The 26,010-nt window shown below is 41.1% G+C and carries 27 protein-coding genes; 9 read left to right on the top strand and 18 right to left on the bottom strand.

Annotated elements, in window-relative coordinates; genetic code table 11:
• Positions 1-10 precede the first annotated feature (10 nt).
• Entirely contained in the window at positions 11-1,654 is a 1,644-nt protein-coding gene (locus BFS30_RS05420) for a M14 family metallopeptidase (RefSeq protein ID WP_069378340.1), read from the bottom strand.
• A gap of 110 nt (positions 1,655-1,764) precedes the next feature.
• On the bottom strand, positions 1,765-2,979 hold the full coding sequence (locus BFS30_RS05415; protein ID WP_069378339.1) for a hypothetical protein: 1,215 nt from the start codon (positions 2,977-2,979) through the stop codon (positions 1,765-1,767).
• A 145-nt stretch (positions 2,980-3,124) separates the two neighbouring features.
• Between BFS30_RS05415 and BFS30_RS05410 the strand changes: the two genes are divergently transcribed.
• On the top strand, positions 3,125-4,525 hold the full coding sequence (locus tag BFS30_RS05410; protein ID WP_069378338.1) for an aldehyde dehydrogenase family protein: 1,401 nt from the start codon (positions 3,125-3,127) through the stop codon (positions 4,523-4,525).
• 4 nt (positions 4,526-4,529) lie between these two features.
• On the opposite strand, the gene ygiD is transcribed toward BFS30_RS05410, so the two are convergent.
• The 5 genes from ygiD to BFS30_RS05385 form a co-directional block, all read right to left on the bottom strand.
• Positions 4,530-5,357 carry a 4,5-DOPA dioxygenase extradiol gene (ygiD, locus tag BFS30_RS05405; protein WP_069378337.1) on the bottom strand — a complete coding sequence of 276 codons (828 nt, stop codon included), beginning with the start codon at positions 5,355-5,357 and terminating at the stop codon, positions 4,530-4,532.
• Positions 5,358-5,443: 86 nt separating this feature from the next.
• Positions 5,444-6,016, bottom strand: a complete 573-nt coding sequence (locus BFS30_RS05400; RefSeq protein WP_069378336.1) for a YceI family protein — start codon at positions 6,014-6,016, stop codon at positions 5,444-5,446.
• A gap of 82 nt (positions 6,017-6,098) precedes the next feature.
• Positions 6,099-6,911 carry a hypothetical protein gene (locus BFS30_RS05395; protein WP_069378335.1) on the bottom strand — a complete coding sequence of 271 codons (813 nt, stop codon included), beginning with the start codon at positions 6,909-6,911 and terminating at the stop codon, positions 6,099-6,101.
• 7 nt (positions 6,912-6,918) lie between these two features.
• Positions 6,919-7,455: a heavy-metal-associated domain-containing protein gene (locus BFS30_RS05390; protein ID WP_167353130.1), complete on the bottom strand. Its 537-nt coding sequence runs from the start codon at positions 7,453-7,455 to the stop codon at positions 6,919-6,921.
• Between the two features lie 110 nt (positions 7,456-7,565).
• On the bottom strand, positions 7,566-7,964 hold the full coding sequence (locus BFS30_RS05385; RefSeq protein WP_069378333.1) for an HYC_CC_PP family protein: 399 nt from the start codon (positions 7,962-7,964) through the stop codon (positions 7,566-7,568).
• Between the two features lie 94 nt (positions 7,965-8,058).
• On the opposite strand from BFS30_RS05385, the gene BFS30_RS05380 reads away from it, so the two are divergent.
• From BFS30_RS05380 to BFS30_RS05365, 4 genes are read left to right on the top strand one after another with little or no spacing between them, the layout of a single operon-like run.
• On the top strand, positions 8,059-8,745 hold the full coding sequence (locus tag BFS30_RS05380; protein WP_069378332.1) for a peptidylprolyl isomerase: 687 nt from the start codon (positions 8,059-8,061) through the stop codon (positions 8,743-8,745).
• A 29-nt stretch (positions 8,746-8,774) separates the two neighbouring features.
• Complete coding sequence (locus BFS30_RS05375) at positions 8,775-9,545, top strand: exodeoxyribonuclease III (RefSeq protein ID WP_069378331.1); 771 nt, start codon at positions 8,775-8,777, stop codon at positions 9,543-9,545.
• A gap of 4 nt (positions 9,546-9,549) precedes the next feature.
• Positions 9,550-10,794 (top strand): imidazolonepropionase, encoded by a 1,245-nt coding sequence (gene hutI / locus BFS30_RS05370; protein ID WP_069378330.1) that lies wholly within the window; start codon positions 9,550-9,552, stop codon positions 10,792-10,794.
• A complete protein-coding gene (locus BFS30_RS05365; protein WP_069378329.1) occupies positions 10,794-11,765 on the top strand; it encodes a formimidoylglutamase in 972 nt (323 codons plus the stop codon). The genes hutI and BFS30_RS05365 overlap by 1 nt, the downstream gene beginning before the upstream one ends.
• Positions 11,766-12,025: 260 nt before the next feature.
• Here BFS30_RS05365 and BFS30_RS28020 read toward each other — a convergent pair whose 3' ends face one another.
• From BFS30_RS28020 to BFS30_RS05330, 8 genes are all read right to left on the bottom strand, one after another.
• Complete coding sequence (locus BFS30_RS28020; RefSeq protein ID WP_208603036.1) at positions 12,026-12,223, bottom strand: hypothetical protein; 198 nt, start codon at positions 12,221-12,223, stop codon at positions 12,026-12,028.
• Positions 12,224-12,310: 87 nt separating this feature from the next.
• The gene (locus BFS30_RS05360) at positions 12,311-12,880 is read right to left on the bottom strand and encodes a 5-formyltetrahydrofolate cyclo-ligase (protein ID WP_069382309.1); all 570 of its coding nucleotides are present in this window, start codon (positions 12,878-12,880) and stop codon (positions 12,311-12,313) included.
• Between the two features lie 149 nt (positions 12,881-13,029).
• The gene (gene efp / locus BFS30_RS05355) at positions 13,030-13,590 is read right to left on the bottom strand and encodes an elongation factor P (protein ID WP_069378328.1); all 561 of its coding nucleotides are present in this window, start codon (positions 13,588-13,590) and stop codon (positions 13,030-13,032) included.
• A 157-nt stretch (positions 13,591-13,747) separates the two neighbouring features.
• A complete protein-coding gene (locus BFS30_RS05350) occupies positions 13,748-14,362 on the bottom strand; it encodes an ABC transporter ATP-binding protein (RefSeq protein WP_069378327.1) in 615 nt (204 codons plus the stop codon).
• An 11-nt stretch (positions 14,363-14,373) separates the two neighbouring features.
• Positions 14,374-15,159 (bottom strand): acyl-ACP--UDP-N-acetylglucosamine O-acyltransferase, encoded by a 786-nt coding sequence (lpxA, locus tag BFS30_RS05345; protein ID WP_069378326.1) that lies wholly within the window; start codon positions 15,157-15,159, stop codon positions 14,374-14,376.
• Positions 15,156-16,568, bottom strand: a complete 1,413-nt coding sequence (locus BFS30_RS05340) for a bifunctional UDP-3-O-[3-hydroxymyristoyl] N-acetylglucosamine deacetylase/3-hydroxyacyl-ACP dehydratase (RefSeq protein WP_069378325.1) — start codon at positions 16,566-16,568, stop codon at positions 15,156-15,158. Before BFS30_RS05340 ends, lpxA begins: the two co-directional genes overlap by 4 nt.
• Positions 16,568-17,641 carry a UDP-3-O-(3-hydroxymyristoyl)glucosamine N-acyltransferase gene (gene lpxD / locus BFS30_RS05335; protein WP_069378324.1) on the bottom strand — a complete coding sequence of 358 codons (1,074 nt, stop codon included), beginning with the start codon at positions 17,639-17,641 and terminating at the stop codon, positions 16,568-16,570. The genes BFS30_RS05340 and lpxD overlap by 1 nt, the downstream gene beginning before the upstream one ends.
• A 120-nt stretch (positions 17,642-17,761) precedes the next feature.
• On the bottom strand, positions 17,762-18,985 hold the full coding sequence (locus BFS30_RS05330) for an HD domain-containing protein (protein ID WP_069378323.1): 1,224 nt from the start codon (positions 18,983-18,985) through the stop codon (positions 17,762-17,764).
• A gap of 104 nt (positions 18,986-19,089) precedes the next feature.
• Here BFS30_RS05330 and BFS30_RS05325 point away from each other — a divergent pair, with 104 nt between their 5' ends.
• From BFS30_RS05325 to BFS30_RS05310, 4 genes are all read left to right on the top strand, one after another.
• The gene (locus BFS30_RS05325; RefSeq protein ID WP_069378322.1) at positions 19,090-20,646 is read left to right on the top strand and encodes a bifunctional response regulator/alkaline phosphatase family protein; all 1,557 of its coding nucleotides are present in this window, start codon (positions 19,090-19,092) and stop codon (positions 20,644-20,646) included.
• Between the two features lie 71 nt (positions 20,647-20,717).
• Entirely contained in the window at positions 20,718-21,134 is a 417-nt protein-coding gene (tsaE, locus tag BFS30_RS05320; RefSeq protein ID WP_069378321.1) for a tRNA (adenosine(37)-N6)-threonylcarbamoyltransferase complex ATPase subunit type 1 TsaE, read from the top strand.
• A gap of 62 nt (positions 21,135-21,196) precedes the next feature.
• The gene (locus tag BFS30_RS05315; RefSeq protein WP_069378320.1) at positions 21,197-22,423 is read left to right on the top strand and encodes an alanine dehydrogenase; all 1,227 of its coding nucleotides are present in this window, start codon (positions 21,197-21,199) and stop codon (positions 22,421-22,423) included.
• Between the two features lie 6 nt (positions 22,424-22,429).
• Complete coding sequence (locus BFS30_RS05310; RefSeq protein WP_069378319.1) at positions 22,430-23,116, top strand: M15 family metallopeptidase; 687 nt, start codon at positions 22,430-22,432, stop codon at positions 23,114-23,116.
• Here BFS30_RS05310 and BFS30_RS05305 read toward each other — a convergent pair.
• From BFS30_RS05305 to BFS30_RS05295, 3 genes are read right to left on the bottom strand one after another with little or no spacing between them, the layout of a single operon-like run.
• Positions 23,111-23,617, bottom strand: a complete 507-nt coding sequence (locus tag BFS30_RS05305) for a SixA phosphatase family protein (RefSeq protein WP_069378318.1) — start codon at positions 23,615-23,617, stop codon at positions 23,111-23,113. The two genes, BFS30_RS05310 and BFS30_RS05305, sit on opposite strands and share 6 nt — an antisense overlap.
• Complete coding sequence (locus tag BFS30_RS05300; protein ID WP_069378317.1) at positions 23,614-24,645, bottom strand: aminotransferase class I/II-fold pyridoxal phosphate-dependent enzyme; 1,032 nt, start codon at positions 24,643-24,645, stop codon at positions 23,614-23,616. The genes BFS30_RS05305 and BFS30_RS05300 overlap by 4 nt, the downstream gene beginning before the upstream one ends.
• A complete protein-coding gene (locus tag BFS30_RS05295) occupies positions 24,632-25,981 on the bottom strand; it encodes a D-alanyl-D-alanine carboxypeptidase (protein WP_083251969.1) in 1,350 nt (449 codons plus the stop codon). The genes BFS30_RS05300 and BFS30_RS05295 overlap by 14 nt, the downstream gene beginning before the upstream one ends.
• Positions 25,982-26,010: the final 29 nt, after the last annotated feature.

Below are 26,010 nucleotides of genomic sequence, written 5' to 3'. Positions count from 1 at the left end.
ATTCGCAGAATTAAAGGGAAACATCAATCATCTTACTTCCCGAAGAAGGACTCCCTGCTTCGATGCTTATTTTACCTGAGCCTTTGATGAGCCAGCTGAGTTCCGTAAAGCCCTTTCCTGAAATGACCTCCAGCAACTGATTTTTTCTACCACTCAGAACAGACTGGCCACTGCCTATATTTAACTTAACGGCCACTTTTTTTAGAAAATAACTTTTTTCTCCAATTTTAGTCAGTGTTGGCAAGGTGCCAATGTTGACCACTTTCACAGAAACGCGATTTAATCCTCCATCTATCTTCTCTGTTTTAAGGCCAACCAGATCAATCTGAGGAGCCATAGCAGCAAGAGTCAACACAAAATCGGTATGTTTTTTTACAATCCCATCTACGAGCTGATATGGAGGATTTGACAGAACAAAAGGATCAAGCCCACCTATTTCTACCTTCTGTCCCGGAAAGTCAGGATGGCTAACCACTCTCCATTCTGTAAAAGTATTGGAAATGCCTTTTCCCTTTGCCCAGCGTAGGTAATCGGCAACGGGATCTTCTATCCCAACATTCTTTTGCTTAATTGTTGTATCCGGCTTCAATTTTGGCAGCCACCAACCAGGAGTGCTAAAACTAAATCGTCCGTAATGAAAATACGCCCATTGAGAAAAGTCTCCGCTTTCTGCCATGGTTTTAGGTGCATCTTTAGCTCCAATAATTCTATTATAGCGCTCAGAGACCAGGCTGTTTACCTTCGCATCATTTTCGGACCAGCTGTTGACAATTCTTTTGGTCAAGCCTGGTTGATTCACCTGTATTGGCCAGGAAAGATTATTTTGAGGCCCAAACGTAACTACCGCGTATATATTAAAGGCATCGTAAAGGAAGTCAAACAATGCCCGGTTTTCCAATTCAGAAACGGCAAATTCACCAGCTCCCGGAATAAAATTCTTATAGTTATAGCTGGAGTTTCTGTTAAAATGCACCCCTTCAGCACCATCTTCATTGAAGACGCCATCTTTATCATTATCCAGTCCTTCCTGCATTAATAAATACTGCCCTTCCTCTCCCTTGGTTACATCGATTGGAATCAACGACCGTGGGTCTTCAGGATTTAGCCGGAATGTACCTGTCGGATCAGCAATTCTCATCCAGCTGATCTTCCCATCGCCATTCAAATCATCAAATCCATCTTCCCCCGTTTTCCCATCACGATCCCGGTCTATGTTTCTGACATTCCCACTACGTGCATACTTCAGTTTTGAAAAGTACTGGTCAGTGGCGTCCGGGCTCATGTTCGGAAACACATAAAAAGTCTGTTTATTTAAGAGATTTCTGATACTATCCGTTCCCGAAGCTGCCAGTAGCTGCTCGGCAAAACCAATGGCCATTTCCACTCCCAGTAAATGGGTTCCTTCTACTCCCCCAACCAACGCAATTGCCGGCTTCTGTTCCGTTTTTCCTGTTCCAATAGTCATCATCCAGACCTCTTTTCCCGAAGTCGTCTTGATCAGGGGTCTCGATTTAATCCAGGACGGGTAAGTTTTAGAAAGGGCTGTGATTCTCTGCGCAAGGCGCTCACTACTGCTGTAATCCGCTTGAGCGAAGACCGTTTGCTGGCCAGCAAATAAGAGTAAAAATCCTTTTAAAAGGTAAAGTTTCTTCATACTGAGGTTTAGGTTATTCCTGCAATTTATAGAAAAAAGAAATCACATAAACCAAAGCACAACAAGGTTTTATAAATGTTACAAGGCCGTTTAAAGCCATCACAAAGGCTTTACCTGATCACCCGTCCTTTCGGATCAATATTTACGTTAAAGGGATTTAGATATTCGTAAACCAACACAGCAAACTCCCTGCGCGTAACTCCGCGCGAGGGCTCGAATTCAGTCTTAAAACCATAGCTGGTTTTCCATTTCTTTTTTACCTCATTCAATGTATTTTCCGGAGATTTGTTTCCGATTTTGCAAACCAGATCCAAAGTCGATGAGATGGTCATCTGCACAGCTTTATAATCTTCAAACCAGATTTGAGCTTTGTAAAAATATTCTTTTATAGGTTCTTTTATTTCTTCTGTACTCACCTTACTATCTGACATAAATTTCAATTTCCCAGAAGAAAGTTGTCCCTTCAGGAAGCCTGACAAACCTAAGAATTGAACGGCTTTCCAATTGCTATCTGTATACACCACATCATCAAACGGAATGACTGAAAGCTTATAGCTGATCAACTCTCCCTGAATTTTTTTCAGATTAGATTGAGAAATTTTGAGGTCAAAGAATGCAGAATAGGCAGCCGTTGCCCCTGCCGATTGCCCTGCAGCGATACTTTCCTGATCTGAATTCAAAACCACCAGGTTTTCCTGCCCTGGAATCAATAAATCATATAAAGAAACCATATTCGAGGTAGAATTTTCTATAAAAAACCCTGAAGAAACGCTGGTTCTGTACAGGTTATCATTATAGTTTAACCGCTTCCATTGCATTTCCTTTATTTTCGGCAACATCAGGGCCTCGTTAACTTTCCCTGAAGCATCAGCATTGATCAATACCGCTGCCTTTATCATTTTCCCATCGTTTAACTCAATACTCCAGCCTCCTCCTGCTCTCTTCAGCTTCGACCACTCCCTTGTTCTGATAATTTTCAGGTTCTTGGTACTATCACTCCAGGTTTTAATCACCGCATTAGCACTTGTCTGATCGACATATACCTTGCTGCTATCGCTAATTCCCTTGGCTTTTCTCATTCTTTTCAGAAATTCAGCTTCCAATCCGGAAGACAAATTTTTATCCAGCTCATACCCTGAACTCAATTCAAAATCCTGATTTTCCATCAATATAATGGTATTAACCCCAGATATGGCAGATTGAAGACCTGCTCCCAATGCATTACTTCCATTTCCAATTACCAGGACACCGGTTTTAACCTTTTGACTATAGCCTAACTGAGCAAATAAAACAATTGTAAAAACAATAAACCATCCTTTTTTCATCCGTATATTTTATTTCTTTTAATCGCGGACTTTCCTGGTCCCCCAGATCATTTCATTAATCTATAATTTTTTATATGCCGGGAAAGCTTTCTTATAGTATTAGACCGTTTCATTTTGTATATTTAAATAAACCTAAAGTCCTTTTATGATACAAACGATCAACTCCGTTTTTAAAGCTCAGCAAGCGCATAAATATACACTTAGAAACACGAATGTCACACAACGAATTAATAAATTAAGTGCATTAAAGGCCAGTATAGAAAAATTTGAAAAAGAGATCTATGCAGCATTAAAGAGTGATTTGCGTAAAAGTGAGTTTGAATCAGCCATAACGGAGGTGATCTTTATATATAGCGAAATTGACTTCGCTATAAAAAATCTAAGCAGTTGGATGGAACCCCTGTCGGTAGGGAAAACAATTACAGGCTTAATGGCAAAGAACAGGATTTATTATGAGCCTAAAGGAGTCTGTCTCATTATTGCACCCTGGAATTATCCCTTTCAGCTAATGATGGCTCCATTGATCTCAGCCGTTGCTGCCGGAAATTGTGTCATTCTAAAACCCTCCGAATTAAGCTCTGAAACCAGTTCTATTATATGCCGGGTTATTGACGATTGTTTTACCGAAGAGGAGGTTTGTTGCTTTGAAGGGGATGCTTCACTTTCAGGTATTCTTTTATCTCTTCCTTTTGATCACATTTTTTTTACCGGAAGTACCGCTATTGGTAAGGTTGTAATGGAAGCCGCCTCAAAAAATCTGAGCTCTGTAACCCTGGAACTGGGCGGAAAATCCCCAACCATTATTGATGAGACCGCCGACCTCAAACAGGCAGCAGCAAAGATTGCCTGGGGAAAGCTGACTAATGCAGGGCAAACCTGTATCGCTCCCGACTATATTCTCCTACCTGTTGCTAGCCAGGAAGAATTTATCAGGCATTATAGAGATGCTGTAAAGAGAATGTTTTTCCTCGGGAATGGAGAAATTGATCTTTCCAGCTACGCGAAAATCATTAACAAAAAACATTTCAACAGGATTGCCGGACTGATTGCAGATGCGCTGGATAAAGGTGCGGCGTTAGCTCTCGGAGGCGAAAACGACTTTTTAAACCACACAATACATCCTACGTTGCTGACAAACCTCCCTGAACACGCGGAAATCATGAAGGAAGAAATATTTGGTCCCGTATTACCTTTAATTACTTATAAATCCATAGAAGAGGCGATCGAAATAGTCAACAAAATGAGTAAGCCCTTAGCCCTGTATATTTTTAGCAGAAATAAGAAAACCATTCATCAGGTGATCAAAAACACCAGCTCTGGAGGAGCCTGCGTAAACGATGTACTCATCCACATCAGTAATCCGAAACTTCCTTTTGGGGGGGTAAACGGAAGTGGAATGGGCAGTTGCCATGGACAATTCGGGTTTAAAACTTTTTCGCACGAAAGAGCTGTCGTTTTCCAATCCAGCATGGATATGAGTCATATCATCTACCCCCCATACGAGAAAAAGGGTTGGGTATTAAAATGGCTTAGAAAACTCATGTGACCTTTTAACCGATTCTTACCGAAGTCATGGTTAAAGATCCACCCACTGCTTTATCGTTAAATAGAGAGACCTGTTCTTTATCATTTTTTAATCCTAAGGTGTACATCAGTGGCAGGTAGTGTTCTGGTGTTGGAATTGCCAGTAAAGCGGCCTTTCCCAGTGTCTGGTAATCCATTAAGGGTTGATGATGATCATTTAGAATTAGGTCTTTAAATTTATCACTGATTTCCAATGCCCAGTCATACCCTCCTCCATTAATCATTTCCCAATTCATCATCCTGAGGTTATGGACTATATTTCCACTCCCAAGAATCAAGACTCCTTTCCTTCTCAGTTCATAAAGCTCCTTTGCCAGCTCGTAATGATAACGGGCATCTTTGGTATAATCGATGCTCAATTGAAGTACGGGAACCGAGGCTTCAGGATACATATGTCTGAGGACAGTCCATGCACCATGGTCCAAGCCCCAGTCATGGTCTAAACCAACATCAGCACTATGAATCAGTTTCTTCGTTTCCAATGCCAGTCCGGGCTTTCCCGGAGCAGGATATGCTACATCAAATAATGCCTTTGGAAAGCCGCCGAAATCGTGAATTGTTTTTGGAAAATCCATCGCGGTGATGTGGGTGCCCCTGGTGAACCAATGAGCAGAAATAACAATTACCGCAGTAGGCACAGGAATATCTTTAGCCATTGTTGCCCATTTAGCACTGAACTCATTGTCTTCAATACCATTCATGGGGGAGCCATGGCCCATAAATAAAACTGGCATGAGCTGCTCACTCACTGGTAAATCCCGGGTGAATGCATTGAACTGAGATAAGTTTGACATGATTACTGGTTAAATGAAAACAAGGCTCAGGTATTCGCAAACATCAATGTCAGCAAATACCTGAACTTTATTAAAATATGAATCGATTATTTTGCCTGCGCAAATTCAAGGTTTAAAGAGATGGTAACGTCTTTTCCTACCCCCATACCTGTTGGATCAAACTTGATGTTATAATCCAGACGATTGATTGTGGTACTTGCTGCAAAACCGGCTTTGGTGTTCCCTTGCTGATCTTTGGTTGTGCCTCCAAAAACAACTTTAAACTTTACGTCCTTGGTTACGTCACGAATGGTCAGTTTACCATTCAGCTCATAGTTATTCCCTTTTAGCTTTTTGAAAGAAGTGCTCTCAAACGTCATTGCAGGGTACTTTTCTGCATTGAAAAAGTCGTCTGTTTTCAAGTGATTGTCACGAGGTTCTACACGTGTATCTACACTGTTTACATCAACGGTAAAATTGATTTTAGCATCTGTTAAGTCTGCTTTAGCCGCTTCTACAGATCCATCAAATTTATTGAATGAACCGTCTACAAAAGAAATCCCCATGTGTCTTACGGAAAAATTCACGAAAGAGTGCATTGGATCAACAGTCCATTTTGTTTGTGCGAAAGACGCAACGCTGATTGAAATGGCAACCAGGAATAAAAATACCTTTTTCATAATCTTGTTTGTTAATGATTTACAAATCTATAACGAATAAGGGTGGCGATTGTTGACCTATGATAAGAAATAAGATTCAGGTCTATTTCAGCACATTAAAGAAATTAAACTCCACCCTCGCCAGATACATATTCCTGGTGTATCGGTTTGCCAGATTTCCAGCTACCTCAAAACGGTATCCCAAATCAATCCGTGTTCTGCTGTTGATCACTACCTGGACTGCCGGAGCAAGATCCAGATAAGACCTTCCATTCTGAGGATTGGTTTTGCCCAGGACCTCAAAATACAGGTTTAGGTTTGGCTGGTTATAATTCTTGTAAACAACCGGCAATAAAAGGTATCCGGACGACAGGCTATACCCCAGCATCTGATCTGGTTGAGGGCTTCCATTTAGCTGCTTCTCCTGACGTTCAAAAGCCTTTGTGTAACTAAACGTTCCCGATAAAGCCAGTTTATGCAATAACTGCGTAAAGATCAATCCAGCCTGCAGGCCACTGTTATCACCTTCAAGATTAATGTCTTGCGTGTAGGTAAGCCGGCTGCTACTGCTGATTCTGCCAAATGCCGCAGCCCTGAAATGGCTTTTCACATCATCAACAGATAAAAACCGGTATTTGGCGTACAAGCTCACTCCTTCAGCCTTAAATCGTCCATCCATGTCAGAAAAAAATCCCTGCACATGGATCATCAGGTTTTTATTAAAACCAACCATAAGTTCCGGAATCGTTCTACTGGCGAAATCCGGATTAAAGATTCCTTCGTTGGTTAACCTCAGGCCGATAGATTTAGCCGGCATATTGCTTGCTGGCTCAGAGAAAACATATAGTTCCTGAGACTGTACATTGAACCCCATAGCCATCACAATGGGGATCAGTAATAACCTAAGATACTTCATAAGAACCTTAAATACTTAAGTGATAAATACGGGTTTTCTTCCCATTCACCAATCCTGCTCCACTGACGTAGGATGCTGATTTAACCTGCGCTGCCTTCTTTTTAAAAGCCGCACCGGAAATGAAGTTTTTATCTACCACACTAGCCTTTACCGCTCCGTTTAAGGTTTGATTCTTTGCATTTAAAAACTGATATACATTTTGTTCAGCCACAGCGAGCCCCTGATCGTCTATTTTAGTCTGATTAAAGTTGAATACTGCTGTTAGATTTCCAACCGAAAATCCTGCGTCCTCCACTTTCTTTCTGATCTGGTCAATATTTACGGCTTTATCTTTTTTAAAAGTAATCGCAAAAAGGTTTTTATTTAAATCCGGCTGTATAGTCCCCACAAAATCAAGCGTTTTCAAAGACTTTTCAGTAGCCTGAGAACACATTGAACAGGTTAAGCCAGTTACCTGAAGCTCAGCCGAAGAAATATGTTGTGCAGAAACTTTTCCTGCAAATAATAGAATGGATAGTATGATTAAATTTTTGATCGTATTCATAAGGATATAATTTATGTTTTTATTAGACATCGGACGCCATGCCACACATAGGCATATACGTCAAAACCCTCCCAGTTTATTTCTGTGATGGCGGATAAATTATTCCTGATTTAATTTCTGAATACGCAATTGAAAGCGTGAAGGGAAAGCACCGATGAGAGTGGCGGAGCTTTATTTTCAGTTCTGCTGAATAGGTTTGGCAAGAGAAAGTGGAGTGCATCCGACATCATCGGACCTAAAAACAATTCCAGGCTAAAATCCTTTGGAACGGCCACTTTAACTCCCGCTTCATGGCTGTCTTTAACTTTCGCTTCTACAGAAGTATCCTTACAGCAACCGCTGTTTTTCTTTGTTTTTTCAGCCCCTTTACAGGCTCCGCATTTCGCGGTTTCAGTAAAGCGGACAGAAGAAAGCTGACCTCCACAAAAATGCATATTCAATGCAATCCCGATGATACTCATCAGGTAAAATGCACATAAGCCCAGTGTAAGTTTTTGCCTTGCTTTCATCTTTTGACAAAAATAAGCATAATTGTATGATAAAACGAGTCCGGCTTTTAATAAAGCAGATTTACCTTAACTTAGCCCTAAATATCATTAATTAATGAAAAGATTTTACACCATTATCCTTTGTTTATGCTTTAGCTTAACCTATGCTGCGAAGCCAAAACATCAATATGTAAAAATAAAAACAGACCTGGGAGAATGCATCGTTATGCTCTACAATGAAACGCCTTTACATCGGGACAACTTCCTGAAACTCACAAAAAAGAAAATTTATGATGGGACCTTATTTCACCGGGTTATCAAAGACTTTATGATCCAGGGGGGCGATCCTGATTCCAGGAATGCTAAACCGGGGGAACAGTTGGGAAACGGAACCGTTGGTTATACCATTCCCGCGGAATTTCGGGACAGTCTTTTTCATAAGAAAGGAGTCCTGGCAGCGGCAAGAGACAACAATCCGGAGAAAGCATCAAGCGGAAGTCAGTTCTACCTGGTTCAGGGAAAAAAATTCACAGACGAACAATTGGACAACGTAGAAACAAACCGTTTGAAAGCTAAAATTCCACTTTATCAAAGAGATATTTATAAAGCGATCGGCGGAACTCCTCACCTGGACAGAAATTATACTGTTTATGGAGAAGTTGTGAAAGGCCTGGAACTGGTTGATAAAATTGCAGCGCTGGAAAAAGACAGCAACGACCGCCCGGTGACGGATATAAAAATGACAGTTACAGTTTTAAAACGAAGAGAAGCGAAAAGATTGGAGAAAGAACTTCTTCCCTAATCGACTCCATTATCATAAAAAATACACAAATGAAAATCATATCCTATAATGTCAACGGCATACGATCTGCCACAACAAAAAATTTCTTTGGCTGGTTACAATCTACTGATGCCGACATGATTTGTCTGCAGGAGGTAAAAGCCTTACCTTCCCAGATTCCTGAAATTATTGGCTTAATAGAACAGTTGGGCTACCATCATTATTGGTTCCCGGCAGAAAAAAAAGGATATAGCGGCGTTGCTATTTTCAGTAAGATAAAGCCTAATCACGTAGAATATGGTTGTGGTGAAGAATGGATCGACAAAGAAGGCCGTGTTTTAAGAGCCGACTTTGACACGTTCTCCTTAATGAGCCTATATATGCCGTCTGGATCCAGTGGAGACGACAGGCAGGTTAAAAAGTATGAGTGTATGCGTTTTTTCGACACCTATATTGAAAACCTTAGGAAGGAAGTTCCTAACCTGATTATCTCCGGGGATTACAACATCTGCCATACCGCCATTGATATCCACAATCCAAAATCCAATGCCAACTCTTCCGGTTTCCTTCCAGAAGAAAGAGAATGGATGGAATTATTCCTGAATAATGGATTTATAGATACTTTCAGGCATTTTAACAAGGATCCTCATCACTATACCTGGTGGAGCTTCAGAGCAAATTCCAGGGCAAAAAACCTGGGTTGGCGTATTGACTACCATTTGGCAAGTCAGCCAATGCTGGAGCGCTTAAAAAGAGTAAGCATTCTAGCTGATGCAGTACATTCTGATCATTGTCCTATTTTATTAGAGCTAAACCCTTAATTAAATGTCTTCGCTTTTAATCACTCATATCGGAACACTGATTGGATTACATCCAAAAGAAACCCTCCTGCTTAAAGGAAATGAAATGGCGAAGCTGCCCCAGCTTCAGGATGCCTGGCTGCTCTGTGAAGAGGGCCTGATTCAGGATTACGGAAAAATGGATCAGCTACCGCAGCACTTACCCAATGGCGTAAAAACTGTTTCTGCAAGCGGAGGATTTGTATTTCCTTCCTGGTGTGACTCTCATACCCATATTGTTTTCGCTGCTCCGCGGGAAGAAGAATTTGTGATGAAAATTGCCGGAAAAAGTTATGAAGAAATTGCTGCTGCCGGAGGTGGGATTTTAAATTCCGCAGCAAAGCTCCAGCTGGCTACCGAGGATGAATTGTTTGAATCTGCTTCCGTACGGTTAAATGACATGATCAGACAGGGAACCGGAGCCGTAGAAATTAAAAGTGGATATGGGCTTTCAGTAGAAAGCGAATTAAAGATGTTACGGGTGATCAGAAGACTAAAGGAAAGCTTTCCAATTCCTGTTAAAGCTTCTTTTCTGGCCGCCCATGCTTTTCCTTTAGCCTATAAAAATGATCATGCAGGATACATTTCACTCATTATCGACAAAATGTTGCCACAAATCGCTGCAGATGGGCTCGCAGATTATATGGATGCATTTTGTGAACAGGGTTTTTTCTCTGTGGAAGAAACTGATCAGTTGCTAAATGCCGCAGCAAAATACGGACTGCGCCCTAAAATACACGCCAACCAGCTTTCTGTATCCGGAGGTGTTCAGGTCGGTATAAAACACCAGGCTATTTCAGTAGATCATCTGGAAGCAACAGACGATGCGGCCATTGCTGCATTGGCAAATGGGGATACCATTGCGACGTTATTACCTTCCTGCTCTTTCTACCTGGGCATCCCATTTGCGAATGCCAGAACATTAATTCAAGCAAATGTTCCTGTCGCCCTGGCTACCGATTACAATCCAGGCTCTACCCCTTCCGGAAATATGAACCTTGTGGCATCCCTGGGTTGCATCAAACTAAAAATGTTACCGGAAGAAGCCATCAATGCCTGTAGCTTAAATGGAGCCGCAGCAATGCAGCTGGCAGACCAAACCGGAAGTATTGCAAAAGGTAAACGGGCAAACCTGTTTATCACCAGACCAATGCCTTCACTCGCCTATCTGCCCTACAGCTTCGGTCAATCGCAAATTGAAACCATCATTCTAAACGGTCAGATCCAATAATGGAAGGGCTACAAATATACGGAAAAGAGCAGATTCTTGCCTTGGTAAACCAACGTGAAGGGGAAATGAAACTTGGCGAGAAAGTTCAGGTAATTTCATCTCTGGAGCAGTTAAAAGCCTCTTCAGCCCGCTTTGTATTACTCGGGATCCCTGAAGATATCGGTGTAAGGGCAAATTATGGGATAGCCGGTGCTGCGACAGCCTGGCAGCCGGCACTTAAAGCTATTTTGAACACTCAGAGCAGCTCCTTTCTGTCAGGTGCAGAGTTGTTGGTCCTGGGCTATTTCAATTTCCCTGAACCTGAGGAAACAGCGATAAGCGCGCTTGAAAACACTGTCGTACAAATAGACGAGCAGGTATATCCGGTTATTAAAGAAATCATTTCGGCGGGGAAAGTACCTATTGTTATTGGAGGGGGGCATAACAATGCCTATCCGATTATTAAAGGCTACTCAACTGCGCTTCAAAAACCTGTTGATGTGCTGAACATCGATGCCCATGCAGATCTGAGGCCCGCCACAGGAAGACATAGTGGAAATGGATTCAGTTACGCCATTAAAAATGGGTTTTTAAAGAATTATGCCATTTTTGGGCTCCACCAAAATTACAACAACACGGGAATTCTGGATCAGCTCAGAACACATTCAAACATAAACGCGCTCTTTTTCGACGATTTACTGAAGAGTAATAAACCGATAACAGATTTGCTTCAGCCATTGCTGGAGAATCTGGAAAATGAAATTGGGTTAGAAATCGATCTTGATTGTGTAGAAAACATCTTATCCAGCGCATTTACACCCTCAGGATTCAATATTAATGACATCCGAAGGATAATCCATAGCCTGGAAAAGAAACTCGCTTATATGCACGTTTGTGAAGGTGCAGTCCAGCTCAACGATGGAAGACAAAGCTCCGGAACGGCAAAAGCCATTGCCTATCTGGTGACAGATTTTATCAAAGCCCAAAAATAAAAATGAGGTTACCTAAAAGAGCCGATTAAATCTGCTGTTTTAGGTAATCCCCATTCAGAAACTTCCCCTGATTAATATTTCAGCACTTTTATTTCAGTACGCCGGTTTGCCTCGTGCTACATTTAATGCCATTTGCACATCGGTTATCTTTCCCCCTGCTATCTGTATGTGAAGATAATTCAATTCTGAGCGTGGGATTTTTGATCATAATATTTACCAGATTATTCAGAATCGGTTCTGCATCGGGTCTTATATTAGATTTATCGAAGTCGTAATGAATATTTTAAGTACAAAAGTAGCCCCGTACTGATGTCACTTAACCCTAATTTCAAGACTACATATAATGTTTTGCTCCGGTCTAGCCCCTTGGTAGAGACACGTTCCGTCTGTGAAAACTTCCCTGCTTCACTCGCCACTACGGTATATTCGGATTCCTGATCCAGCTGGTAGGTAAACATGGCTTGTCCGTCTGAAACCTGTGTGGCATTCTCGTTACAAACCACCCATGCCTCGCGGCTCTTGCCACAGGGTCCGCAAAAATAGCTTTACGTTACAGGAAAGACATATATTCTATTTGGTGTAATACATTTGTCCAGCCTGACGTCATGTTCGTTTATATCGTCAATCACATTCAGTTCATCAAAAAATGACAGGCCAATCTTCTGCGTCGATATTCCCTGCAGAAACCTGTCATAAAAGCCCTTTCCATAACCAATACGGTACCCATCTTTATCAAATGCCAATAAAGGCACGATCACCATATCCACCTCGCCCGTATGCATTGCAGCCTTTTGAGGCTCCAGAATCTGGTATTCATTCAATGCCAGATCTGCGATGCCATCATAGTAATGGTGGGTCATCAAAGCAGTGTCAAAATCAGCTTTTGGAACAATGATCTTAATCTCAGGATAGTACTTTTTCAACCATTCGATAATCAGAAAAGTATCCGGTTCCTGCTTCTGCTTAATTGGGAGAAATATATGGACAATTTTCACGCTGGAAAGGTCCAGCTCAGCAAACTGTTCAAGCAACTTAACACTAAGTGTATGAACCTGTTCGGCCGATAGTAATCGCCGTTGCCGCTGCACTGTTTTTCTGATTTCTGACTTGTTCATTACTTTACGCTTTATGTCCGGATTTAAGAAATGACCATAAAAGGATGGCTGAGATGCCAAGGTAAAAAAAAGAGGGTAAAAAAAGATGGCTTCGGGAACCACTCCGAAGCCACAATCAACCTAAACCTAAAACTAAACTATGAAAATTCTTATTTTACTCTTTCTACATAGTCCCCTGTACGGGTATCAACTTTGACTTTATCGCCCTGGTTGATAAACATTGGGACTTTTATTTCTACTCCTGTTTCCACAGTAGCGTATTTTAATGCGTTTGTAGAGGTATCGCCTTTTACAGCGGGCTCTGTATACGTAATCTCCAATTCTACATGTGAAGGTGTTTGTGCCATAATCGGCTCTTCACTTTCGAATGCGATGATTACATTCATTCCTTCTTTTAAGAATTTAACACTTTCTCCAAACAAAGTTCTTGGAATGTTAAACTGCTCATAAGAAGTGTTGTCCATTACTACCAAAAAATCGCCATCTTCGTACAAATACTGGTAATCATTGGTCTCAACACGACAAATTGTTACTTCCTCATCTGTGCGAAACCTATATTCAACCAGTTTCCCGGTTTTGATGTTTCGCATCTTTGCCTGATAAAAAGCTCTCAAGTTTCCTGGAGTACGGTGTAGAAATTCTTCTACCTGAATTAATTCTCCGTTAAACCGAAGGATATTCCCACTTTTTACGTCCGATGCTTTTGCCATTTTTTTTGAAATTGTGCCCGACCATTTGGGCCCTTTTTCGTGCCGCAAAGGTAAAGACTATTTATGAATCCTACAATAGTAAATTAAAAAAATATTTTATTTCTTGTTTTTCTTCGTTTAAAGGCCATTAAAGGCAGATGACAAATATAAAAAAACGTTATTTATAATCTGTGACCTGTATTAAATGTTGACAAAACGAATACTCAACTTCCTGATTTGACCCTACGATGACTAATCTTTTATCCGTAAAATTGGCGATTAATTCCAAATACCAGCTTATTCCCTGTTGATCAAGATTAGAAGTTGGCTCATCCAATAAGAGGATCGGGGTGTCGGAACAGAAAGCCAGAACGAGCTTAGTCCGTTGTTTCATTCCCGAGGAGAAGTATTTTAAGGCCTTGTCCTGCGATTTCTCCAGACCAAGCAGCGCCAACACCGCATCCTTAGTCATGTTGTTGTACAGCCCTTTAAATTTGAAATGGAAGTCTATCGTCTCTTCGAGTGTAAACTCTTCGATCAAATCCAGGTAAGGCGCAGCAAAACTCAGGTGCTTATAAATATCTTCTACTGCAATGGTCTTTTCAGCATGATAGCTTATTCCTCCTTCCGAGGGAGATAAACTGCCAAGGATTAAGCTTAGTAAGGTAGACTTCCCGGAGCCGTTAGGTCCCAGGATGGCATATTTACCAGGAGATTGAAATTCGTAATCAAAATTTCGAAAAATCCACTCCTGATTAAATCGTCTGCCGGCCTTACTTAAGCTGATCTTCATTAATTTTTCGATTAACTCCCTGAACCGAAGCCTTTCATTACCCCTCTGTTCGAGTTTCTGATAAAATCTACAATCTCATCACGGATTTCTGTCGGTGCAAACTCTGCTTCAATCATATCCAATGCTTTGGTAACATTGTTATGCTTCACAAATAATACCCTGTAAATCTCCTGAATTTCATTGATTTTTTCGGAAGAGAACCCTCTCCTTCTTAAACCAACAGAATTGATCCCTGCATACGAAAGTGGTTCACGGGCAGCCTTAACATATGGAGGGACATCTTTTCTTACCAATGAACCACCAGTCACGAAGGCATGAGATCCAACCTTTACAAACTGATGAATCGCCACCAGCCCGGCCAGAACGACATAGTTTCCAATGGTAATGTGCCCTGCAAGGGTTGTACTGTTCGAAAAGATACAATGGTCGCCAACCTCACAGTCGTGTGCGATGTGAGAATAAGCCTGGATCAGGCAGTTACTGCCAATCACCGTCTTCCATTTATCTTTTGTACCTCTGTTGATGGTCACACACTCTCTGATCGTCGTATTATCGCCGATCTCGGCCGTAGTCACCTCTCCTGCAAATTTCAGATCCTGAGGAACACCGGAAATTACTGATCCCGGAAAAACCCGGCAGTTTTTACCAATCCTGGCGCCATCCATGATGACAACATTTGATCCGATCCAGGTTCCTTCCCCAATTTCTACATCCTTGTGTATGACTGCAAAAGGCTCAATTACTACATTATCGGCAATTTTTGCCTGCGGATGTATATACGCTAAGGGTTGTATCATGATACGGTTTCGCTTTCTTTAACTTTTACAATTTGGGCCATCATTTCTGCTTCCACAACAACTTTTCCTCCTACCATTCCTACACCTTTCATTTGTGCAATGCCTCTTCTGATTGGCTCCATTAAGTCACATCTGAAAACAATGGTATCGCCAGGCAATACCTGCGCCCTAAAGCGTACATTATCAATTTTTAAAAATAAGGTCAGATAATTTCTTGGGTCAGAGACTGTACTTAATACTAAAATACCGCCTGTCTGGGCCATCGCTTCAATCTGGATCACTCCAGGAAAAACCGGGGCACCAGGAAAATGGCCCTTGAAGAATTCTTCATTCATGGTTACATTTTTAACCCCTACAACATGCGTTTTAGACAGTTCCAGGATCTTATCAATAAACAAGAATGGTTGTCGGTGTGGCAGGATATCCATAATCTGTACCACATCATAAAGTGGTTTTACCGATGGATCATAAACATGCTGCACTTTTTTATTTTTTTCCTTTTTAATTGCTGCTTTAATCTTTTTCGCAAAAGCAACGTTTGCGGCATGTCCCGGACGGGCAGCCATGATATGTCCCTTTAAGTGAACCCCTACCAGGGCAAGGTCACCGATCATATCTAATAATTTATGTCTGGCAGGCTCATTCTGATACCGCAGCTCCATATTATTTAAAATTCCCTGAGGGGCAACCTCCATTGCAGTCCGGTTAAAGATTTTCGCCAGATGATCCAGCTCTTCTTTAGTCACTTCTTTATCTACAATTACGATGGCGTTGTTCAAATCTCCACCTTTAATCAGGTTATTCTGAAGTTGATATTCCAATTCGTGAAGGAAACAAAAAGTCCTGCAGGAAGCAATTTCTTTTTTAAATTCAGCAATGCTGGAAATTCCTGCATGCTGGCTTCCCAATACCGGGGAGTTATAATCGATCATACAGGTAAACCTGTAATCATCTAAAGGCATGGCTACAATTTCAACTTTTCTATCCGGCTCTGTGTAGGTAATGTTATGAGGAATCTGAAAATATTCTCTGTCAATATCCTGTTGCTGAATACCAACGCTCTCCAAAGCCTCCATAAATAAAACAGCACTACCATCCATAATCGGGGTTTCTGGTCCGTCAAGCTTCATCAACACGTTATCCAGGTCCATTCCTACCAATGAAGCCATCACGTGTTCTACTGTACTGATGCTCGCTCCATTCTGAGAAATAGTCGTACCTCTTGCAGTATCGGTAACATTATCACAATCAGCATCAACAATAGGGCTTCCCGGTAAATCGGTTCTTTGAAATTTAAATCCGTGATTTTCTGGTGCCGGACAAAAAGTAAGCGTCACATTCGCCCCTGTATGAAGGCCTACACCCTGTACTGAAACTTCGCTCTTTATAGTTTTTTGCTTAACATTCATTATTTTGCTATTGTGCTATTTTGTTCAATTATTGCTTTTAGTTCTGTGATCGTTTGCTCTAATACTGCAATACGTTTTTCAACGTTTGGCAATTGTTTAAATATCACTGATGCCCGCATCCAGTCTCTTAAAGGCTGAGCCGGACTGCCGTGCCATTGTTTGTTCTCTATTGTTGTGTTGAAGTTTATTCCTGCCTGTGCGCCGATTTGTGTACCTTTTGCCAGGCTAAGGTGACCAGCAATTCCAACCTGTCCACCCACCACAGAATTCTCTCCAAGCCTTGTGCTTCCGGAGATACCAGTCTGTGCTGCAACAACCGTATGCGCTCCAACATCCACATTGTGGGCGATCTGAATCAGGTTATCCAGTTTCACTCCCTTTCTGATAAATGTAGAACCCATCGTAGCCCTATCTATTGTCGTATTTGCCCCGATTTCCACATCATCCTCGATCACTACATTTCCAATCTGCGCGATTTTAGAATAAGTACCATCAGGCTGTGGGGCGAAGCCGAAGCCATCACTACCAATTACAGTGTTAGAGTGAATATTAATATTATTCCCCATTACTGTTCTGTTGTAAATCTTTACTCCAGGAAAAACAAGACAATTTTCTCCGATCTCAGTATCAGCGCCAACAAATACCTGCGATTGAATCTTCGTTCCGTTACCAATCACTACATTTTCACAAATGTAACTGAATGCTCCTATAAACACATCTTTCCCAATTTTTGCCGAGGGATGAATAAAGCTCGGTTGCTCTATTCCAGACTGAACGTTCATTTGGTTCACTACCTCATTGTACTTTTCCAGCAAAACAGAAAATGCACTGTACGGATCCGCGACTTTAATTAGAGTGCTTTCAACGGCCTGAGCAGGAAAAAAATCATTCCCTACAATGACGATTGAAGCTTTTGTGGAATATAGATAGTTCTCATATTTTCGATTAGACAAAAAACATAAAGACCCAGCTGTCCCATTTTCTATCTTGGAAAGTTCTGTTACTTTAGCGTTTTCATCGCCTTCAATGGTGCCATCTATAAATTCGCTTATCTGCTTGGCAGTAAATTGCATCGTACAAAGTTAAGTGTTAAATTGATATGAACAAATAAACCTATTTAGGTTATCATCCAGTCTCGGATCTATATAGAATCTAAAAACGGGATTAAAAGTTAATTATTTTGTTAAAAAATGCTAAATTATTCTGGGATAGCATAGTATGTGTTTGGTTACCGTCTTGTCTAAGGATTCTAAGTTAGATAAATCTGATGCTTTCGCAATATCAATGATGGTATTGTTTTTCATTAGAATGTTAATATTTCCGCTTCCTGCGTTGTAAGCTCTGTTTTCAATGACATCCGTAAAAACAAAGTAACAAACCTCCTGCGCATTCAGGTTCATCAGATCGGCTGTGTTTTCTCTTATCCGAGCAAGCCTGCCGGGATCCGGAGCTTCAGAACTGATCTCTACTTTATAAAGATTCCTCCGGATAAACATCTGACAAAGCTGTGCCAATATCCGGTCTTCATGATCAGCCCATACTTTTACTGAAGCAAAAATATCCTGATCATCCAATTTCGAAAATTGCGCCAGATGGATTTCTGAACTGAAGAACTCTTCCTCTTTTACCTCATTTTTCAGGAAATGCTGAAGAGCCGGAGTTGCAAAAAGAACGGTTCCAAGGCCGGAAAGCTCCTTAGCCCGCTCCAGTATTTTAACCAGAAGGTACTCTCCTGCAACCACAGTTTTATGCAGATAAACCTGCCAATACATCAGTCTTCTGGCAATCAGGAAATTTTCAATAGAATAAATCCCCTTTTCTTCAATCACCAGCTGATCATCCAGGACATTAAACATTTTAATAATCCGGTCAAAACTGATCACCCCTTCACTTACCCCTGTAAAAAAACTATCTCTGTTCAGGTAGTCCATACGATCCAGATCCAGCTGCCCGGAGACGAGTTGTGGAAGAAATTTTTTAGGATAATCCCCTTTAAAAATATTTATGGCATCTGTCAGCCTCCCGCCAAACTCGACATTCAGCTTCTCCATCAACAGCATGGAAATATCTTCATGCTTAATCCCATTCACAAGTGTGTGCTCTAATGCATGGGAAAACGGACCATGTCCGATGTCATGCAAAAGAATGGCAATAGTAGCAGCCTCCTCTTCTTCCTTACTAATCAGATGACCTTTACTTCTAAGGACTTCTATGGCCAGACTCATCAAATGCATTGCACCCAGGGCATGATGAAACCTGGTGTGTAACGCTCCCGGATACACCAGATGGGTCATGCCCAGTTGCTTTATATATCTTAACCGCTGAAAATAGGGATGTGAAATCAGATCAAATACTAATTCAGAGGGGATATTAATGAAGCCATATACGGGATCATTTATGATTTTCTTTTTGTTCAATCCTTAAAAATAAATTATACGGTACAAAAATTGCTATTTTTATCCATACTAAGAAAGGGAACTTTCTTTTTTGAAAGATTAATTTACATTATACAAATACAATAATGCAGGAAACCAAAATTTTATGGGCCGACGATGAGATTAACTTATTAAAACCACATATATTACTATTAAATGAGAAGGGCTATCATGTGACCACCTTTACAAATGGCAATGATGCACTCGAAGCATTTGGTAAAGAGCATTTTGACCTGGTATTTCTAGATGAAAACATGCCCGGATTAACAGGCCTGGAAACCCTTACGGCAATCAAAAATATCCGCAATGACGTTCCGGTTGTCCTGATTACCAAAAGTGAAGAAGAAAATTTAATGGAAGATGCGATCGGCTCTAAAATTGATGATTATCTGATCAAACCGGTAAACCCAAAACAGGTATTGCTGACTATTAAAAAGATCATTGACAATAAGCGTTTGGTCAGCGAAAAGACATCTATGGCCTACCAGCAGGATTTTCGTCGTCTGGGAATGACGCTAAACGACAAACTGAGTTATGAGGAATGGGTAGAGGTTTATAAAAAGCTTGTTTTTTGGGAGCTGGAACTGGAAAAATTAGATGATTCCCAAATGCACGAAATCCTCACCATGCAGAAATCAGAAGCCAACGCACAATTTTCCAAATTTATCGAAGACCATTATCTGGGCTGGGTAAATGGAAAAGGGAAAGCACCTCTGCTTTCCAACGAGCTCCTGAAGAAAAAAGCCTTCCCTTTAATCAATGGGAACAACACTCCGGTATTTTTTATCCTGATTGACAATTTGAGATATGACCAGTGGCGTATCATAAACCCATTAATCACCGAACATTTTCGCTTAGATGAAGAAGACACTTATTCCAGTATTCTTCCTACTGCCACGCAATACGCAAGAAATGCCATATTTTCCGGGTTAATGCCTTTGGAAATGGAGAAACGCTTCCCGGGACTATGGCAGAATGATGATGATGAGGGTGGAAAAAACATGCATGAGAGCGCCTTTTTGGCAGATCAGATAAAAAGAAGCCTGCGTAAGGACTGTAAATTCAGTTACAATAAAATCCTGACCTATGATGATGGCAAAGCGCTGAATGATCAGATCAATAATTTGCTCCAGAATGACTTTAATGCGATCGTATATAACTTTGTCGATATGCTTTCTCATGCCAGAACAGATATGCAAATGATTCGCGAACTTGCAAATGATGATGCCGCTTACCGTTCTTTAACTCTTTCCTGGTTTGAACACTCTCCACTAATGGAGTTACTGAAAAAGATTTCACAGAAAAAAGTAAAATTAGTCATCACAACGGATCACGGAACAATCCGGGTAAAACATCCGAGCAAAGTTATCGGAGACCGGAATACCAATACCAATTTAAGGTATAAACAAGGCCGGAATCTTAACTATAACGCCAAAGAGGTGTTCTTAATTAAAAATCCACATGAAGCTCAACTACCGAAGATTAATATCAGTTCGAACTATATCTTTGCAAAAGAAGACCGTTATTTTGTGTATCAGAACAACTATAATCAGTTCGTAAACTACTATAACGAAACCTTCCAGCATGGGGGCATCTCCTTGGAAGAGATGATCATTCCGGTGGCAACTTACAGCTCGAGATAACATCATAATATACCAGATGAACCCATATCCCGGGACATGGGTTCATCTTTTTAAAGAAACAATATATTCCAATGAAAATTGAGGTTAATCATTTAGCAGACCTGGATCAGGCCGCTATAGATGTGCTGGCATTTGCCGCAGACGAGCGCATCTTTATCTTTGAAGGAGAGATGGGTGCCGGAAAAACCACCTTTATCAAGGTTCTGGCCAGAGCGTTGGGGGTAACAGAAGTCGTATCCAGTCCTACTTTTTCTATTGTTAATGAATATGAAGGAAAAGAAAGAAACATTTATCATTTTGACTTTTACAGAATCAAGAACCTTCAGGAAGCCTATGATATCGGCTATGAAGAGTATTTCTATTCAGACCATATCTGCCTGATAGAATGGCCGGAAAGAGTCCAGGAACTTCTGCCTGATCATTATCTGAAAATAGAAATTACAGTTTCAGGTGAAAATGAAAGACTACTGTCAATTTCTAAAATATAAATTCCAAATACGCTTATTTTCAGGTATTTTGCTTAATTTCAATCCAAATATCATTAAATAAAATGGCTACAGGATTACGTGAAGGAATGGCCTCTATTGCTCAAAAAGGGCTAATACAGCCTAAAGAGACATTGTCAGAAACAAATAAAAAAAACAACAGTCTGTATATTGGCATTCCGAAAGAGATTTCCTTTCAGGAGAACAGAATTGCATTAACCCCTTTGTCTGTTGCCTTACTGATCAACAATGGTCATCGGGTGATTATTGAAAGCGGTGCCGGCGTCGGTGCTAATTTTTCCGATAATGACTACAGTGAACAGGGTGCCAGGATTTCCTTTCATAAAAAGGAAATTTTCGAAGCTGATATCCTGGTAAAAATTGCCCCCCCTACTTTGGAGGAAATTGCGATGATGCACAAAGGGCAAACACTGATCTCCGCGCTTCAAATGGGGGGTCTGAAAGAAAATTACCTCAAAGCGCTGCTGAATAAAAAAATCAATGCCCTGTGTTTCGAAAACCTTCGCGATGAGGGGGGAATTTTGAGTGTTGTCCGGGCAATGAGTGAAATTGTCGGTGCAACGTCAATTTTTATTGCAGCAGAATACTTAAGCACCGCCACCGGAGGAAAGGGCCTGATGCTTGGTGGCTTCACCGGAGTACCTCCAACCGAAATTGTCATTTTAGGCGCCGGAACGGTCGGAGAATACGCCGCGCGTACGGCATTATCTCTGGGTGCGGAAGTAAAAGTGTTCGATAGCTCTATCTATCGCCTTAGAAGGCTCCAAAACAACTTAGGAAGCAGGGTCTTCACTTCCGTAATGCAACCTATCGTTTTAGGTAAGGCAATTACGACTTGCGATGTAGTGATTGGTGCAATTCGAGCAACTCATGGCCGAAGTCCATGCATTGTTATGGAAGAAACTGTTTCCAGGATGAAACCCAACTCCGTCGTGATCGACGTCAGCATTGATCAGGGTGGATGCTTCGAAACCTCAGAAGTAACCAATCACAGTAATCCTGTTTTCAGAAAACATGAGGTCATCCATTATTGTGTTCCGAACATTGCGTCGAGGGTTCCCCGAACTGCATCATATGCCTTGACTAATATTTTTGCTCCTATCTTACTGGACATTGGAGATATGGGTGGACTAATGGGTGTGGTCTGGAGCAAACCCGGGATCAGAGAAGCATTGTACATCTATCAGGGGCATCTGACCAATAAGGATCTGGCCAACATGTTTAACCTTCCCTATAAGGATATTGAACTTCTGGTTGTTTCTAATCAATAACTGCGCATGATAAAATTCTTTTTTCTCGTTTTTCTGAGTTTCAGCTTTTCCCCTCTTTGCGCACAACATAAAAAAAAACCGCAGCCGACGATAAAAGTAATCAGTGACTACCAACACTACCTCAACTCCTGTAAAGAAAATCCCCGAAATAAACTGATCGAGCTTAACAAGGAAATACCGGATCTTATTTTAGACATCAGGTATGCGACCACGAATAATTTCATGAAGCTGGCCGTTTATAAGCAGGCAAGGGCTTTTGCCAGAAAACCAGTTGCTGAGCAGTTACAGCACATACAAAAGGAGCTCCGGAAAAAGGGCTATGGGCTAAAGATTTACGATAGTTATCGTCCTTATGCAGCAACCAAGACCTTATATATTAAAGCTTCGGATAAAAATTTCGTTGCCAATCCAAGAGAAGGGTCCAGACACAACAGAGGCTGTGCAGTAGACCTTAGCCTCATTTATCTGAAAACAGGAAAAGATGTTCCCATGCCAACTCCTTACGACAGCTTTTCTCCTAAAGCCTCAGCCACTTACCCTGATCTTCCTGCCAACATTAAAAAAAACAGAGACCTGCTGATCAACGTAATGGAAAGTCATGGATTTAAAGTACTTCATAACGAATGGTGGCACTTCGATTTTAAGGGTTGGAAAAACTATGCCCTCATGGACATTCCTTTCGAAAAACTATAACTTACCATAATGCCGGTCTTTTACAATGACCTGCTCTCCCTTAATTTCCAGAAAAAAAATGTAACTATATTCTTCTTCAGAAATCTCTTTTACAGACGTTGAACCACCAAACGAAGCAATAATATCCAGAATTCTATTTGAATGCCCGCAAATTACCACGTTCTTGCCCTTGTAATTGTTTAAGATCGTATCTGCCAACGCCTTGTTATCTTTTGAATTGTATAACTGTATGGGCAATTTCATTCGCGTTGCCAGTGGGGTCAGTGTCTCTCTGGTCCTTTTGTAATCCGTGCTAAATAACGCACTCACCTTCTTTCCTCTAAGGTATTTTACCAGTGCCAATGCACGTTCCTTACCTTTGAGAGTTAGCTCAGGATCTTTCTCTTTTGGATCCTCCAGGTTCTTTTCTCCGTGCCTTACAATCCAGATTCTGGTAGTTTGCTGTGCCTGTAAGCTTTGTATGGCACAAAAGATCAAAAAAACAAATAAAACACGCTTCATATTGATAAGATTAACTGATTAATATTTTTTTTAGTATGCCAGCTGCTCAATACGACTCTGTTAACCGGCCAGCTATTTGGATCGGGATAAGGAAAGGACGAAATCAGTATATTCTTCTTCATTAGCCGTTCAAATGTTTTTCCATCAGGATGATAAAAAACAGGAAATCCGGCTATATGTTTCCATTCTGAAGGAATCTGTGAAGCCAGATAAGCAGTTAGCGCAATCAGTTTCTCCTGTTCTCTTTTATAGATTTCTCCTGCCTGCATAAATGCAAATAAACCTGCCGCCGCCGGAGGTGATGCACCCAAGAACTCATTGCTGGTTTTTAACTTCTTAATTGTTTTTTCGGTCCCCAGAATAATCCCGGCATCTATACCAAGAGCCTTAGCCATAGAGGCGACAACCACGACCTCTGTCTGATCCATCTTTGGAATCTGGTTAAAGATACCCCGTCCTCCATCCAAAACGCCAATTCCATGGGAATCATCAACGATTAAAATAACTTTCTTTCCGGGATGAATTTCTTTGATGAATGAAAAGTCATACCCTTCCGGAAAAAGATTATTTAAAGCATTACTGATCAATACCCAGTCCTCCTGATCACTGTTATTGATTTTTGTCAGGCTCTCCCTTGCCCAGTCGGCAAAATTCCCTGTTTCAACCGGTTTCTGTCCAGACCAAAGAGAAGGATGTGTCTGAGGTGCATACAGAACCTCTCCCGAGGAAGAAAAATACCTGACCAGCAACTGAGCAGCAAGATAACCACTTGAAGTAATCAGCGCCGCATCAGCACCAAATTGCTTCGCGGCATAGCTTTCCGCTTCATTGTATATCCCCAGCTGAATGTTATTAGTCCTGCTGGTTCCATTATTCAATCCGAATTTATGTATCCCTTCCAGGTAAAAATTTAAGAACTCAGGATGTTGTGGAATCCCAAGGTAAGCCGTTCCTCCGAAATACAAATATTGCTGTCCTCCCTCCGAAATATGAGCAGAAAAAGGCATTTTCAAGTTAAAATTTTTCATGTACCTCCCTTATAATCCTTCCTATCTCATTTCTGATGGTAGTTGTCTGGTGCACAAAATTGTTATTCATAAAGGAGTAAATGTATAGCTTTCCTTTTTTAGTCAACACATACCCACTTTGATTGTGAATATTGGACAATGTTCCTGTTTTCCCAAAGACATATGGATTTTCGGTTTTTGGATAAGCATTCTTTAAAGTTCCCGATTTTCCTCCGGCTGGTAACAGACTAAAAAGCCGCCGCTCATCATTGATTTCTTTATAAATCAAATCTAAGACTGTAGTAATGTCTCTGGGTGTAAGCAGGTTCATTCTGGATAGCCCAGAACCATCCACCCATGCCACGGAATCGGGCAAGCCCGACAAATGAGTCCTCAGCATTTGCTTAATGGTCTTTTCCGTACTAAGATCGCTTCCCAGCTGATTGGAGCAGACCAATAAAAGTTGTTCGGCAATAAAGTTATCACTAGGCTGTAACATCTCTTTCAACAGGCTATCCGTTCTGACATTATAGCATGTTTTAGCATCTTCCGGCATGTTCATTCGAACCAGGCCAACAGGCTTATGTAAGGTATCAGAAAGCAGTGTTAAGGTGGTTGCTACACTCAGTTTATATGGGATTTCCTGTGAAAAGCCATCCGGAATACTCATTAAGGGATAGCTAAATACATTTTCTGTGACATTGCGCCTCACATTAAACGGCTTTACCCTCGCAACACTATCTATGACAAAACAGTCCAGAAATGCGCCCGGCCGGATTTGCAACTTTCCATTTTCGGCTTTAACATGGATCAGGTTGTCCATAACGGGTAATTCATTGATTTCGGCCTGATAATAGTCGTTATAATCATCCCAGGACCATCCTTGTCCATACGGAGGACCTATATATCTCCCTGGCGCAAAGAAAAGTTTACGATTTGTAGCCTTTAAAAAATCAAATGCATGCCCCTCTTTCATCCGGCTTTGTAAAAAAGATGGATCGCCGGTTCCCCAGAAGATCAAAGAATCATTTCTTTCGATATAACGAAGAGAAGGAACAGAGTCTCCCAACATTTTCAGAGTCGTGAGAAAGGTAAGCAGCTTTACATTTGAAGCAGGAACGAAGTATTTGTTAGCATCTTTCTCAAAGACCGTTTTTCTCTCAACCGGATCAAATAAAACAAAGCCAACATGGTGTCCATTCAGAATTTTTGATCGTTTAAAATTCTGGTCGAGGTTGGAGGACAAACGTCTTTCCAGGGAACAAGCCCCGAATAAAAGACTGCAGCTCAGCAAAAAAAGAAAAATCCCTCCTTTATTAAAAATATAAATTTTGTTTTTATCCTTAACCATATCCATACTGAGCACTAATTTATTAAATTAGTTCA

Origin of the sequence: Pedobacter steynii (genome assembly GCF_001721645.1) — a bacterium.
Taxonomy (GTDB): Bacteria; Bacteroidota; Bacteroidia; order Sphingobacteriales; family Sphingobacteriaceae; genus Pedobacter; species Pedobacter steynii_A.
The sequence above is the reverse complement of the archived record's forward strand: the minus strand, read 5'-3'. Positions and strand labels throughout refer to the sequence as shown.